15 protein-coding genes and 1 riboswitch are annotated in these 14,028 nt (G+C 58.7%); of the genes, 9 read left to right on the top strand and 6 right to left on the bottom strand.

All coding sequences use genetic code 11. The features are described from left to right. The first annotated feature begins 341 nt into the window (after positions 1-341). Positions 342-1,931, top strand: coding sequence for a bifunctional phosphoribosylaminoimidazolecarboxamide formyltransferase/IMP cyclohydrolase (purH, locus tag AC2FAJ_RS23005; protein ID WP_485454546.1), 1,590 nt, complete (start codon positions 342-344; stop codon positions 1,929-1,931). A 15-nt stretch (positions 1,932-1,946) separates the two neighbouring features. Further along, on the top strand, positions 1,947-3,239 hold the full coding sequence (gene purD / locus AC2FAJ_RS23000; protein ID WP_252010040.1) for a phosphoribosylamine--glycine ligase: 1,293 nt from the start codon (positions 1,947-1,949) through the stop codon (positions 3,237-3,239). A 47-nt stretch (positions 3,240-3,286) separates the two neighbouring features. On the opposite strand, the gene AC2FAJ_RS22995 is transcribed toward purD, so the two are convergent. From AC2FAJ_RS22995 to nudC, 6 genes are all read right to left on the bottom strand, one after another. After that, on the bottom strand, positions 3,287-3,979 hold the full coding sequence (locus tag AC2FAJ_RS22995) for a DUF1481 domain-containing protein (RefSeq protein WP_028015109.1): 693 nt from the start codon (positions 3,977-3,979) through the stop codon (positions 3,287-3,289). A gap of 11 nt (positions 3,980-3,990) precedes the next feature. Continuing rightward, entirely contained in the window at positions 3,991-4,263 is a 273-nt protein-coding gene (gene hupA, locus AC2FAJ_RS22990) for a nucleoid-associated protein HU-alpha (protein WP_002445246.1), read from the bottom strand. 186 nt (positions 4,264-4,449) lie between these two features. Then, a complete protein-coding gene (locus AC2FAJ_RS22985; RefSeq protein WP_022646712.1) occupies positions 4,450-5,040 on the bottom strand; it encodes a YjaG family protein in 591 nt (196 codons plus the stop codon). A 41-nt stretch (positions 5,041-5,081) separates the two neighbouring features. Then, a complete protein-coding gene (gene nfi / locus AC2FAJ_RS22980) occupies positions 5,082-5,753 on the bottom strand; it encodes a deoxyribonuclease V (RefSeq protein WP_485454545.1) in 672 nt (223 codons plus the stop codon). A 9-nt stretch (positions 5,754-5,762) separates the two neighbouring features. Beyond that, the gene (gene hemE, locus AC2FAJ_RS22975; protein WP_028015107.1) at positions 5,763-6,827 is read right to left on the bottom strand and encodes a uroporphyrinogen decarboxylase; all 1,065 of its coding nucleotides are present in this window, start codon (positions 6,825-6,827) and stop codon (positions 5,763-5,765) included. Between the two features lie 38 nt (positions 6,828-6,865). Then, positions 6,866-7,639, bottom strand: a complete 774-nt coding sequence (gene nudC, locus AC2FAJ_RS22970; RefSeq protein WP_485454544.1) for an NAD(+) diphosphatase — start codon at positions 7,637-7,639, stop codon at positions 6,866-6,868. Positions 7,640-7,734: 95 nt separating this feature from the next. On the opposite strand from nudC, the gene AC2FAJ_RS22965 reads away from it, so the two are divergent. The 7 genes from AC2FAJ_RS22965 to thiH all read left to right on the top strand — a co-directional run bounded on the left by AC2FAJ_RS22965 (position 7,735) and on the right by thiH (position 13,834). Beyond that, positions 7,735-8,232, top strand: a complete 498-nt coding sequence (locus AC2FAJ_RS22965; RefSeq protein ID WP_028015105.1) for an Rsd/AlgQ family anti-sigma factor — start codon at positions 7,735-7,737, stop codon at positions 8,230-8,232. 54 nt (positions 8,233-8,286) lie between these two features. Beyond that, positions 8,287-8,396, top strand: a riboswitch (TPP riboswitch). 79 nt (positions 8,397-8,475) lie between these two features. Continuing rightward, the gene (gene thiC / locus AC2FAJ_RS22960; RefSeq protein WP_028015104.1) at positions 8,476-10,371 is read left to right on the top strand and encodes a phosphomethylpyrimidine synthase ThiC; all 1,896 of its coding nucleotides are present in this window, start codon (positions 8,476-8,478) and stop codon (positions 10,369-10,371) included. Then, on the top strand, positions 10,371-11,006 hold the full coding sequence (gene thiE, locus AC2FAJ_RS22955; RefSeq protein ID WP_485454543.1) for a thiamine phosphate synthase: 636 nt from the start codon (positions 10,371-10,373) through the stop codon (positions 11,004-11,006). Before thiC ends, thiE begins: the two co-directional genes overlap by 1 nt. After that, positions 10,999-11,754 (top strand): HesA/MoeB/ThiF family protein, encoded by a 756-nt coding sequence (locus AC2FAJ_RS22950; protein ID WP_485454542.1) that lies wholly within the window; start codon positions 10,999-11,001, stop codon positions 11,752-11,754. The genes thiE and AC2FAJ_RS22950 overlap by 8 nt, the downstream gene beginning before the upstream one ends. Continuing rightward, positions 11,738-11,938, top strand: a complete 201-nt coding sequence (gene thiS, locus AC2FAJ_RS22945; protein WP_028015101.1) for a sulfur carrier protein ThiS — start codon at positions 11,738-11,740, stop codon at positions 11,936-11,938. Before AC2FAJ_RS22950 ends, thiS begins: the two co-directional genes overlap by 17 nt. A 1-nt stretch (position 11,939) precedes the next feature. Beyond that, positions 11,940-12,710, top strand: a complete 771-nt coding sequence (thiG, locus tag AC2FAJ_RS22940; RefSeq protein WP_485454541.1) for a thiazole synthase — start codon at positions 11,940-11,942, stop codon at positions 12,708-12,710. Continuing rightward, entirely contained in the window at positions 12,707-13,834 is a 1,128-nt protein-coding gene (thiH, locus tag AC2FAJ_RS22935) for a 2-iminoacetate synthase ThiH (protein WP_045630291.1), read from the top strand. The genes thiG and thiH overlap by 4 nt, the downstream gene beginning before the upstream one ends. Positions 13,835-14,028: the final 194 nt, after the last annotated feature.

Below are 14,028 nucleotides of genomic sequence, written 5' to 3'. Positions count from 1 at the left end.
TCAGGATTTTTTCTCTTCAACCGACCGGGTTAACTGTGAAGTGATTCACATCCGCCGTGTCGATGGAGGCGCATTATAGGGAGTTCTCCGCGGGCCGCAACCGCTAAATGACAGAAAAATGACTGACTGCTGCATTCCCCAGCAAAACCCCGCCTTATACCCTTTTACACACAGAGTTATCCACAGCGCTTCGAAAAAGTGAAAATATGCGAGCGTTGCGCAAACGTTTTCGTTAAAATGCTCGCGCTTAACAAGGAGGCCTCGTCAGGTGTGTTAGATGAGTTTTTCGCTGGAAAATTCATCTAACGCTCTCTGTAATCGTGAAATCCAGGGGATTTACCATGCAACAACGTCGTCCAGTCCGCCGCGCTCTGCTCAGTGTTTCTGATAAAGCCGGTATCGTTGAATTCGCTCAGGCACTTTCCGCACGCGGTGTGGAGCTGCTTTCTACAGGCGGTACCGCTCGCCTGTTAGCAGATAAAGGTCTGCCGGTAACCGAAGTGTCCGACTACACCGGTTTCCCGGAAATGATGGATGGACGAGTCAAAACCCTGCATCCGAAAGTGCACGGCGGCATTCTGGGCCGTCGCGGTCAGGACGACGGTATTATGGAACAGCATGATATCGCGCCTATCGATATGGTCGTTGTTAACCTCTACCCGTTCGCCCAGACCGTCGCCCGCGAAAGCTGCTCTCTGGAAGATGCGGTTGAGAATATTGATATCGGCGGCCCAACCATGGTGCGCTCCGCGGCGAAGAACCATAAAGATGTGGCCATCGTGGTGAAGAGCAGCGACTACAGCGCCATTATTAATGAGATGGATGCTAACGACGGCTCCCTCACTCTCGAAACCCGCTTCGACCTTGCGATTAAGGCCTTCGAACACACCGCCGCGTACGACAGCATGATTGCCAACTACTTCGGTAGCCTGGTTCCTGCCTACCACGGTGAAAGCAAAGATCCTTCTGGCCGCTTCCCGCGCACCCTGAACCTGAACTTCATTAAGAAGCAGGATATGCGTTACGGTGAGAACAGCCACCAGCAGGCTGCCTTCTATATAGAAGAAGAGGTAAAAGAAGCCTCCGTTGCGACCGCCCAGCAGGTTCAGGGCAAAGCCCTTTCCTATAACAACATTGCCGACACCGACGCCGCGCTGGAATGCGTGAAAGAGTTCAGCGAGCCGGCCTGCGTTATCGTCAAGCATGCCAACCCGTGCGGCGTTGCGGTAAGCACCTCTATTCTGGATGCCTACGATCGCGCCTACAAAACCGACCCGACCTCCGCATTCGGCGGCATTATTGCCTTCAACCGCGAGCTGGATGCTGAGACCGCGCAGGCCATTATCTCTCGCCAGTTTGTCGAAGTGATCATCGCGCCATCCGCGTCCGAAGAAGCGCTGAAAATCACCTCGGCGAAACAGAACGTGCGCGTACTGGTTTGCGGCCAGTGGGCAGAGCGCGTTCCAGGCCTGGACTTCAAGCGCGTGAACGGCGGCCTGCTGGTTCAGGACCGCGATCTGGGTATGGTGGGCGAAGCCGATCTGCGTGTCGTCACCAAACGTCAGCCAACCGAACAGGAACTGCGTGACGCACTGTTCTGCTGGAAAGTGGCGAAGTTCGTGAAATCCAACGCCATCGTCTACGCCAAAGAGAACATGACCATCGGAATAGGCGCAGGCCAGATGAGCCGCGTTTACTCGGCGAAAATCGCGGGTATCAAAGCCGGTGACGAAGGCCTGGAAGTGAAAGGCTCCGCCATGGCCTCTGACGCCTTCTTCCCGTTCCGTGACGGTATCGACGCTGCGGCTGCGGTGGGCATCACCTGTGTGATCCAGCCTGGCGGTTCAATCCGTGATGACGAAGTGATTGCCGCTGCCGACGAGCATGGCATCGCAATGATCTTCACCGACATGCGCCACTTCCGCCATTAATTCCCGGAGCAGAAAATGAAAGTATTAGTGATTGGTAACGGCGGGCGCGAGCACGCCCTGGCGTGGAAAGCAGCGCAGTCTCCGCAGGTTGAAACCGTCTTTGTGGCACCAGGTAACGCCGGTACTGCGCTGGAGCCCGCGCTACAGAACGTCGCCATCGGCGTAACCGATATCCCGGCGCTGCTGAGCTTTGCCCAAAACGAGAATATCGATCTGACGATTGTTGGCCCGGAAGCGCCGCTGGTGATCGGCGTGGTGGATGCCTTCCGCGCCGCGGGCCTGAAAATTTTCGGCCCAACGGAAGGGGCTGCACAGCTGGAAGGCTCAAAAGCCTTCACCAAAGATTTCCTCGCGCGTCATAGCATCCCGACGGCGGAATATCAGAACTTCACCGAGGTAGAGCCTGCTCTGGCTTACCTGCGTGAAAAAGGCGCGCCGATTGTGATCAAAGCCGACGGCCTGGCTGCCGGGAAAGGCGTGATCGTGGCGATGACCCTCGAAGAAGCCGAAGCCGCCGTGCAGGATATGCTGGCGGGTAACGCCTTTGGCGATGCGGGCCACCGCATCGTGATCGAAGAGTTCCTCGACGGCGAAGAGGCGAGCTTTATCGTAATGGTCGACGGCGAGCACGTTCTGCCGATGGCCACCAGCCAGGATCACAAGCGCGTGGGCAATGGCGATACCGGCCCCAACACCGGCGGGATGGGCGCTTACTCTCCTGCTCCCGTTGTTACCGATGAGGTGCATCAGCGCACCATGGACCGCATCATCTGGCCTACCGTGAAGGGCATGGCGGCGGAAGGCAATACCTACACCGGTTTCCTTTACGCAGGCCTGATGATCGACAAGCAGGGTAACCCGAAGGTGATTGAATTCAACTGCCGCTTCGGCGATCCGGAAACCCAGCCGATCATGCTGCGCATGAAATCCGACCTGGTGGATCTGTGCCTGGCGGCCTGCGAAGGCAAGCTGGACGAGAAAACCTCAGAGTGGGACGAGCGTGCGTCTCTGGGCGTGGTGATTGCTGCGGGTGGCTATCCGGGGAACTACAGCACCGGAGATGAGATCCACGGCCTGCCGCTGGAAGAGATTGACGGCGCGAAGGTGTTCCACGCCGGTACGAAGCTGGCTGACGACGACCGCGTGCTCACCAACGGCGGTCGCGTGCTGTGTGCGACCGCGCTGGGCCAGACCGTGGCAGAGGCGCAGAAGCGCGCCTATGCGCTGATGGCGGATATTCACTGGAATGGCAGCTTCAGCCGCCAGGATATCGGCTATCGTGCCATTGCGCGGGAGCAGGGAGAGTAATTTCCCCCTAACCCTGACCCTCTCCCTCAAGGGAGAGGGAACTTAAATCAAAAACTTTTCTCTGTCGGCTGCCAGGTGCAGAAGTCTTCGTTCGCCACCAGCAGCAGCTGAGAGCCTTCCGGCGCCTCAAGCCACGCCACGCTCACTTCCATAGACGAATGCCGCTGACGGCGCTGAATGTGTTCGGTTGCCCAGGATTCAAGTTCAGGCTTTACGGTCTGCCCTTCGCAGGTGGTCACCGTGCCATCGGCATGCCAGCGCCCCTGGCGCAGCACCACGCGGCCCTGACGCAGCGCATCGCTGGTCTGGCGGAGTTGTTCAGCACGGTAGCGGTAGAGAGCGACCTGATCGCTGGAAAGCTGCTGTTTCAGTCCACTGACCTCATGCTGCATAAAGCTCAGCTCGCCGTGGTCGTCGAAACGCACCTTCACGTGTTCGGGAGTCTTACTGTAGATATTCAGTTCAATGAGCGACAGCGCATCGCCCTGCCAGCGGTATTCTGCGGTCGAGGTGTTGCCATTATGCCACGGGCTGAATGCGGTGAGCATATGGACTTCATCGCTGGAATCTTTGCGCCAGATCCTGACCGCACCCTGGTTGTCAGCGTAGCCGCTGGCGGTAAACGGGGGGAGTGAGGAATCATGGCTACAGGCAGACAGCAACAGTACGCCTGCCAGCGCGAGCGTTCCACGCCAGAATGACAAAAGGGGCGTTGCCGCCCCTTCGTTAAAACTGTTCACTGCCACGCGTCTTACTTAACTGCGTCTTTCAGTGCTTTACCAGAAACAAATGCCGGCACGTTAGCTGCGGCGATTTTGATTTCTTTACCGGTCTGCGGGTTGCGGCCAGTACGCTCAGCGCGGTGGTTCACTTTGAAGGTACCGAAACCAACCAGTTGTACAGCATCGCCTTCTTTCAGAGACTCAGTAATAGCAGCCAGGGTAGATTCCAGAGCAGCTTTAGCCTGCACTTTAGACAGATCAGCCTTGTCCGCAATTACATCAATCAGTTGAGTCTTGTTCATAAGTTATCCTTTCAATGTGTTTATCGCTTGCTAAGCATCGAGTGCGACGAAAATGCCAAAAAAGCACTCTCCTGCATACACGCACCGATAGCCACTTTTTTTCGCCCCCCAAATGTAGACCAGACGGGGGGCGAAAGGGAAGAGTCGAGGAGTGACAAAACAGGCGTTAAATCACGTTTTGTTGTCTCATTGGTTAAAAATTATACCAATATTGCTCTCACCGGCCTCGCGAAGGTCCGCGCGAAGCCCTTTGATCAGCTCAATATCACGTTCTTCACACTCCGCCAGCAGACGGAAAATCTCCCACTGAATATCCCATTCCTGTTCAACCGCCGGGTTAGCACGCAGCTCCTCGTCGGTCATTTCACGGCCTTCCTGGGTCATTTCAAGCATCGCAACGGTGGTAATGGATGCCTTGCTGACTTCAATGGCGTGTTCCAGGGTTTCACCGCTCAGACGGGAGTGGATCAGCTCGCTCAACGCCACGCAGGCGTCGATTGCCGGATAAACGCCGTACAGGTCGTAATCGTCCGCCGCCGGGATCGCCTCTTCCAGCTTTTCGAGCTGTGAATCGAAGTTCACCTTTGCGTCTTTCACCGTCAGCGTCTCCCAGATCAAATCCAGGATACGTCGATAAATCTGGCCTTCGCCAAACTCCGTTTGCTTACAGAACGCGGCATAGTTGGGATACATGCGCTCGCACAGGCAAGCCATAAACGTCACGTGCTGCCAGCTTTCCAGCTTCTCAAGGCGCAGATGAATCGGGTTTTGTAACATGATGATGTCTCGAATCGAAAATTAGCCGCAGTTTACCTGAATCACGGCTGAATTTCCTGCCAACGAATGAATGCCGGACGTGAAGAGGCAACGGCGTCAGCCCAGCGGGTTGGCTCCGGTAACCGGTAGCCCTTCATGCAGCGCTGCACCCACGCCAGCGCGCTGTCCATGCTCACCCGATGTCCGGTGGCGATAAACAGCGGATTACAGCGCGCTTTACTTCGCCAGACCCACGCCAGTTGCTCGCCTTTATGGATAAGCGGCGCCATCGCGCCCGGTTCGGCAGAAAGCGGCTCAAACGCGCCGCACAGGCGTTTTTTCGCCACGCCGATGGTCGGCACGTCCACCAGCAGACCAAAGTGGCTGGCGACGCCTAAGCGACGCGGATGGGAGATACCGTGCCCGTCAACAAACAGGAGGTCAGGTTTTTGCGAGAGTTGCTCCCACGCGGCCAGCAGCGCGGGGTATTCGCGGAAGGAGAGAAAGCCGGGAATATAGGGCATGGTGGTGGCGATACGCGCCACCTTGTACTCCACCAGCTCCAGCGACGGGTATTTCAGCACCACCATCGCCGCCCGCGTCACTTCACCGCCCTGCTCGAACCCGACGTCCGCCCCGCCAATGTACTGCGGGGGATCCTTATCCAGACGATCCTCGCGGATCACCGATGAAGCCAGTTCGATTTGCTGAGCGCGTAGCGACGCGAGATCCATAACCACTCCTTACTTGTGATACTGGGCAGAAAGCCGATGCACCGCCTCCACAAATACGCCTGCGTGTTCAGGCGGCACATCCTGATGAATGCCGTGGCCGAGGTTAAAGACGTGGCCTTCACCCTGGCCGAAACCAGACAGTATAGTCGACACTTCCTCTTCGATGCGGGCAGGCTGAGCATAGAGCATGGACGGGTCCATGTTGCCCTGTAGCGCCACTTTGTCGCCCACGCGACGGCGCGCATCGGCAATATCGGTGGTCCAGTCGAGGCCCAGCGCGTCGCAGCCGGTGGCCGCCATCGCTTCCAGCCATTGACCACCGCCTTTAGTGAACAGCGTTACCGGCACGCGGCGACCGTCGTTTTCACGCAGCAGGCCGTCAACGATTTTGTGCATGTAGTACAGGGAGAACTGCTGATAATCACGTCCGGTCAGCACGCCGCCCCAGGTGTCGAAAATCATCACAGACTGCGCACCCGCTTTAATCTGCGCGTTAAGGTAGAGCGTAACGCTCTTCGCCAGCTTATCGAGCAGCGCATGCAGCGCCAGCGGTTCGGCGTACATCATCTTTTTAATCATGGTGAAGGCTTTGCTGCTGCCGCCTTCAACCATGTAGGTGGCCAGCGTCCACGGGCTGCCGGAGAACCCAATCAGCGGCACTTCGCCTTTCAGTTCGCGACGAATGGTGCGCACGGCGTTCATCACGTAGCCCAGCTCGCCTTCCGGATCGGGGATCGGCAGCTTATCGACGTCGGCTTTGCTTTTGATCGGCGAGGTAAAGCGCGGGCCCTCGCCGGTTTCGAAATAGAGCCCCAGGCCCATAGCGTCCGGAATGGTAAGAATGTCCGAAAAGAGAATGGCGGCATCCAGCGGGAAGCGGCGCAGCGGCTGGAGCGTCACCTCACAGGCCAGCTCGGCGTTTTTGCACAGCGACATAAAATCGCCCGCCTGCGCGCGCGTGGCTTTGTACTCTGGCAGATAGCGTCCCGCCTGGCGCATCATCCACACCGGGGTGACATCAACGGGCTGGCGCAGCAGCGCACGCAGATAACGATCGTTCTTCAGTTCGGTCATTTTGCAGTTCCTTATTGCGTCAGTCCGTCAGTGTAACACTACTCATACTCGGCCCGACACATTGCCACGGTATCTTCTATCAGGCGACGCGCCACCGTTCCCGGAGGGGGTAACAGCGGTAAATTGTCGTAGCGGTACCAGTTCGCCTCCAGCAGCTCTTTCTGGTCGATAACAATCTCACCGCTGTCATATTCCGCCATAAACGCGGTCATCAGAGACATCGGGAACGGCCACGGCTGGGAGGTCACGTAGCGCAGGTTCTTCACCTTGATGCTGCTCTCCTCCATCACCTCGCGCGCCACCGCCTGCTCCAGCGTTTCGCCTACTTCGACGAACCCGGCGAGGACGGTATGAATGCCGTTGCGATGACGGGTATGTTGCGCCAGCAGGATGGAATCATCACGGCGGATGGCAACGATGATGCACGGCGCGATTTGGGGGTAGTAGCGTTCACGGCAGTGGCCGCAGAGCAGCGCCCATTCGGTTTTGCTTGGATGCATGGTGTGGCCGCAGTAACCGCAATATTTGTGCGAACGGTAAAACTCCGCCAACTGCACGCCCCGCCCCGCCAGCTGGAACAGGCCGACGTCAAGATCTAACACCTGACGTACGGATCCCATATCCTGACGGCGCGCCTGTTGGATCAACCACACGGGATCGCCCTGCCACTCGCCGATCTTCCGCGCGGGCTGGCCCACCAGATCGAACGTTTCCGCGGTACCGTAGGGCAACTCTCCTGAGGGCAGCCATAATTTTTGTTCGTGACTGACGATCCACCAACCCAGATCTGATTTTTCAATAATACGATCCATATCTATTGCACTACCTTCGCTTCACTGACATGTTGTTAGCATTGTGGTTACATTTTGGATAAGCAGATCCCATTCTAAACCTTATGGAGTCGACCATGTTAAACCAGCTGGAAAGCCTGACTGAGCGCGTTGGAGGAAGTAACACCCTGGTGGATCGCTGGCTACATGTGCGCAAGCATCTCCTTGTGGCGTATTACAATCTGGTCGGTCTTAAGCCTGGCAAAGAATCCTTTATGCGGCTGAACGAAAAAGCGCTGGATGATTTTTGTCAGAGCCTTGTCGACTACCTCTCCGACGGCCATTTCAACATTTATGAACGCATTATCCGCGAAATGGAAGGGACAACGCCGTATTTAGCGGCCAGCAAACTCTGTCCGCAGCTTGAAGCCAATACCCAGCAGATCATGGACTATTACGATTCCACGCTCGAGAACGCCATCGATCACGATAACTATCTTGAGTTCCAGCAGGCGCTGTCCGACCTGGGCGAAGCGCTGGAAGAGCGATTCACGCTGGAAGATAAGCTCATCGCCCTCGTACTGGATAACAACCTGAATATCAGCAGCAGCGATAACGTTGCGCGCCCTGCTTGAGTTCTTAACCGTTAACGAGTAATTTACAACCAGTCGCCCCTCTGCGGAGGGGGATTTTTCTTGTCGGAGTGCCCAGTGTGTAAGCACGGGCTGAGACCGTTAATTCGGGATCCGCGGAACCTGATCAGGTTAATACCTGCGAAGGGAACAAGAGTCACGCTGCTGTTGTATCGCCCCTGGGGCGATCTCCTCTTGCTTCATCCGTCGTCTGACAAGCCATGTCCTTCACTTCTGGAATGAGCTATGTCTACAACAAAACTGACCCGCCGCGAACAGCGTGCACAGGCCCAACACTTCATCGACACCCTGGAAGGCACCGCTTTCCCGAACTCGAAACGCATCTACATCACCGGTTCACAGGCCGATATCCGCGTGCCGATGCGCGAAATCCAGCTCAGCCCGACGCTTATCGGCGGCAGCAAAGAGAATCCGCAGTATGAAGACAACGAAGCCGTGCCGGTGTATGACACCTCCGGCCCATACGGCGATCCTGATGTTGCTATCAACGTGCAGCAAGGTCTGGCAAAGCTGCGCCAGCCGTGGATTGAGGCGCGTAACGACTGCGAAGAACTGAGCGTACGCAGTTCTGCGTACACCAAAGAACGCCTGGCCGACGACGGCCTGGACGCGCTGCGCTTTACCGGCCTGCTGACGCCAAAACGCGCCAGAGCGGGCAAGTGCGTAACCCAGCTGCACTACGCGCGCCAGGGTATCGTCACGCCGGAGATGGAGTTCATCGCCATCCGCGAAAACATGGGCCGCGAGCGCATCCGCAGCGAAATATTGCGCCACCAGCATCCGGGTGAAGGCTTTGGCGCTCGCCTGCCGGAGAACATCACGCCGGAGTTTGTGCGTGACGAAGTGGCCGCCGGCCGCGCCATTATCCCCGCCAATATCAACCACCCGGAATCGGAGCCGATGATTATCGGCCGCAACTTCCTGGTGAAGGTCAACGCCAACATCGGCAACTCTGCCGTCACCTCGTCCATCGAAGAAGAGGTGGAAAAGCTGGTCTGGTCCACGCGCTGGGGGGCGGACACGGTGATGGACCTCTCCACTGGCCGCTACATCCACGAAACCCGCGAGTGGATCCTGCGTAACAGCCCGGTGCCGATCGGTACCGTCCCGATTTACCAGGCGCTGGAGAAGGTCAACGGCATTGCTGAAAACCTCACCTGGGAAGCGTTCCGCGACACGCTGCTGGAGCAGGCGGAACAGGGCGTGGACTACTTCACCATCCACGCGGGCGTGCTGCTGCGCTACGTGCCGATGACGGCGAAACGTCTGACCGGCATCGTCTCGCGGGGTGGCTCCATCATGGCGAAATGGTGCCTGTCCCATCATCAGGAAAACTTCCTCTACGAGCACTTCCGCGAGATCTGCGAAATCTGCGCCGCGTACGACGTCTCCCTGTCGCTGGGCGACGGCCTGCGTCCTGGCTCCATCCGTGATGCCAACGACGAAGCGCAGTTTGCCGAGCTGCACACCCTGGGCGAGCTGACCAAAATCGCCTGGGAGTATGACGTGCAGGTGATGATTGAAGGCCCGGGCCACGTGCCGATGCAGATGATCCGCCGCAACATGACCGAGGAGCTGGAGCACTGCCACGAAGCGCCGTTCTACACCCTGGGGCCGTTGACCACGGACATCGCACCGGGCTACGACCACTTCACCTCCGGGATTGGCGCGGCGATGATCGGCTGGTTCGGCTGCGCCATGCTCTGCTACGTGACGCCGAAAGAGCACCTCGGCCTGCCAAACAAAGAGGACGTGAAGCAGGGGCTGATTACCTACAAAATTGCCGCCCACGCGGCGGATCTGGCCAAAGGCCATCCGGGGGCGCAAATCCGCGATAACGCCATGTCGAAGGCGCGCTTTGAATTCCGCTGGGAAGACCAGTTCAACCTGGCGTTAGATCCGTTCACCGCCCGCGCCTATCACGACGAGACCCTGCCGCAGGAATCAGGCAAAGTCGCGCACTTCTGCTCTATGTGCGGGCCAAAATTCTGCTCGATGAAAATCAGCCAGGAGGTGCGGGATTACGCCGCCGCGCAGACCATTGAAGTCGGTATGGCGGACATGTCGGAAACCTTCCGCGCCAGAGGCGGCGAAATTTACCTCAAAAAAGAGGAGGCGTAATGTACAAGCCCGATTTCCCCTCCGTGCCCTTTCGCTTAGGACTTTACCCAGTGGTGGACAGCGTGGAGTGGATCGAACGCCTGCTGGAGGCCGGTGTTCGCACCCTCCAGCTGCGCATCAAAGATAAGCGTGATGAAGAGGTGGAGGCCGACGTCGTCGCCGCCATCGCGCTGGGGCATCGCTACAATGCCCGCCTGTTTATCAACGACTACTGGCGGCTGGCCGTTAAGCACCGGGCGTACGGCGTGCATTTGGGCCAGGAGGATCTGGAAACCACCGATCTGAACGCCATTCGCCAGGCTGGCCTGCGCCTTGGCGTTTCAACACACGATGATATGGAAATCGACGTGGCGCTGGCGGCACGCCCCTCCTACATCGCCCTCGGTCACGTTTTTCCGACGCAAACCAAGCAGATGCCTTCTGCCCCGCAGGGTATGACGCAGCTGACGGCGCACGTTAAGCGCCTTGCCGATTACCCGACCGTCGCCATCGGTGGAATCAGCCTTGAACGCGCCCCGGCGGTGCTGGAGACCGGCGTCGGCAGTATCGCCGTCGTCAGCGCTATCACCCAGGCGGCAGACTGGCGGTCCGCCACCGAAAAGCTGTTACAACTGGCAGGAGCAGGCGATGAATGACCGCGATTTTATGCGCTACAGCCGCCAGATCCTGCTGGAGGATATTGCCATTGACGGGCAGCAAAAGCTGCTCGCCAGCCGGGTACTGATTGTCGGCCTGGGCGGATTAGGCGCCCCCGCCGCGCTGTATCTGGCCGGTGCGGGCGTGGGCACGCTGGTGCTGGCCGATGACGACGAGGTGCACCTCAGCAACCTGCAACGGCAAATCCTCTTCACGACTGAAGATGTTAACCAGCCTAAAGCGCAGATCACCCGGCAGCGGCTTAACCAGCTTAATCCGGATATCGAACTGATTGCGCTCCAGACGCGGCTTAGCGGAGACGAGCTGCAACGTGAAGTTGCCCTTGCCGACGCGGTGCTGGACTGCACGGACAACATGGCGACGCGTCAGGGCATCAACGCGGCCTGTGTTGCACAGAACACGCCGCTGATCACCGCCAGCGCGGTCGGTTTCGGCGGGCAGATAATGGTGCTTACGCCGCCGTGGGCGCAGGGCTGTTACCGCTGCCTGTGGCCGGACGAGGCTGAACCGGAGCGTAACTGCCGCACGGCAGGCATTCTTGGCCCGGTGGTGGGCGTGATGGGTACCCTTCAGGCACTGGAGGCTATCAAGCTGCTCAGCGGCATGGAGACGGAACGCAACACGCTCCGGCTGTTCGACGCCCGCTCCAGCGGCTGGCGCCATCTGGCACTACACCGCGCCAGCCACTGCCCGGTATGCGGAGGCCACGATGCGCATTCTGTTTAACGATGAGCCGATGACGTGCGACGACGGTCTCACCGTTGCCGCCCTGCTCGACAAATTGCGCCAGCTCAAGCCGGGAACGGCGCTGGCGCTCAATCAACAGATCCTGCCGCGCGAGCAGTGGGAACTTCAGCAGGTCAATGAAGGCGACCAGATCCTGCTGTTTCAGGTTATCGCAGGGGGCTGAGATGTTACGTATTGCTGATAGTGTCTTTAATTCACATCTGTTTACCGGAACCGGCAAATTCGCCTCGCCGCAGCTGATGGTGGATGCTATTCGTGAAAGCGGCAGCCAGCTGGTGACGCTGGCGATGAAGCGCGTGGATCTGCGCCAGCACAACGATGCCATACTTGCGCCGCTCCTGGAGGCAGGCGTGACGCTGCTGCCCAACACCTCCGGCGCGAAAACGGCCGAGGAGGCGATGTTCGCCGCACAGCTGGCGCGGGAAGCGCTCGGTACCCGCTGGCTGAAGCTGGAAATTCACCCGGATGCCCGCTGGCTGCTGCCCGACCCGATCGAGACCCTGAAAGCCGCAGAAAAGCTGGTGCAGCAGGGGTTTACCGTTCTGCCTTACTGCGGCGCGGATCCCGTGCTGTGTAAGCGTCTGGAAGAGGTCGGCTGCGCCGCCGTCATGCCGCTGGGGGCGCCCATTGGCTCCAATCAGGGGCTGGAAACCCGCGCGATGCTGGAGATCATCATCGAGCAGGCGACCGTGCCGGTGGTGGTGGATGCGGGGATCGGCGTGCCCAGCCATGCCGCGCAGGCGCTGGAAATGGGTGCCGACGCGGTGCTGGTGAATACCGCCATTGCGGTGGCCGACGACCCGGTCATGATGGCGCGTGCGTTTCGTCTCGCCGTGGAGGCTGGCGTGCTGGCCAGAGAGTCCGGCCCCGGCTCGCGCAGTTTTCAGGCACAGGCCACCAGCCCGCTGACCGGCTTTCTGGAGGCGCTCTCATGAGCACGTTTACCGAGCGCTGGCGCGAGCTTAACTGGGACGATATTGCCCTGCGCATCAACAGCAAAACGGCGGCTGACGTGGAGCGCGCGCTGCACGCCCGTCAACTGACCCGCGAGGATCTGATGGCCCTGCTCTCCCCGGCGGCCAGCGCCTATCTTGAACCAATGGCGCAGCGCGCCCAGCGCCTCACCCGGCAGCGGTTTGGCAACACGGTGAGCTTCTACGTCCCGCTCTATCTTTCGAACCTGTGCGCCAACGACTGTACCTACTGTGGTTTTTCCATGAGCAACCGCATCAAGCGGAAAACGCTCGATGAAGAGGAGATCGCACGCGAGTGTGCCGCTATTCGTGAAATGGGGTTCGAACACCTTCTGCTGGTCACGGGCGAGCATCAGGGAAAAGTGGGAATGGACTATTTCCGCCAGCATCTGCCTGCGATACGTCGGGAGTTTGCGTCGTTGCAGATGGAGGTTCAGCCCCTGTCGCAGGACGAGTATGCGGAGTTAAAAACGCTCGGGCTGGACGGCGTTATGGTCTATCAGGAAACCTACCACGAGGCGACGTACGCGCGGCATCACCTGAAAGGGAAGAAGCAGGATTTTTTCTTCCGGCTGGAAACGCCGGACAGGTTGGGCCGCGCCGGGATCGACAAAATCGGGCTGGGTGCGCTAATTGGGCTTTCCGACAGCTGGCGGGTAGATTGCTACATGGTGGCAGAACATCTGCTGTGGCTGCAACAGCACTACTGGCAGACCCGATACTCCATCTCCTTCCCACGCCTGCGCCCCTGCGCAGGCGGCATTGAACCGGCTTCGCTGATGGATGAACGCCAGCTGGTGCAGACCATCTGCGCGTTTCGCCTGCTCGCCCCGGAAGTGGAGTTATCGCTCTCAACGCGTGAATCCCCGGCGTTTCGCGATCGCGTCATCCCGCTGGCGATTAACAACGTCAGCGCGTTTTCCAAAACGCAGCCGGGCGGGTATGCAGACGATCATCCGGAGCTGGAGCAGTTTGCACCGCATGACGGACGGCGTCCGGAAGCCGTTGCCGCCGCCCTGACGGCACAGGGTTTACAGCCTGTCTGGAAAGACTGGGACAGCTGGCTGGGAAGAGCCTCGCAATGACGATGTAACGCACTGCAACACGGTAGAAAATTATCGAGGCGTTACGGAAAGGTAAAACCGGATGATTGTCAGCGATCGTCCGGTTTTTTATTGTCATCAGGTCAGCAACGGATGCTGACCAGGGCGAAAAGCTTCTTCCTCGTTTCGCCCTGCCTCCGATTCCGTGCATAAGAGGGGCGCAAAAGTATGGATAA

The sequence above is a fragment of the Enterobacter cloacae complex sp. 385G4 genome (assembly GCF_057320665.1).
This window is presented reverse-complemented; position numbering and strand designations above follow the sequence as displayed.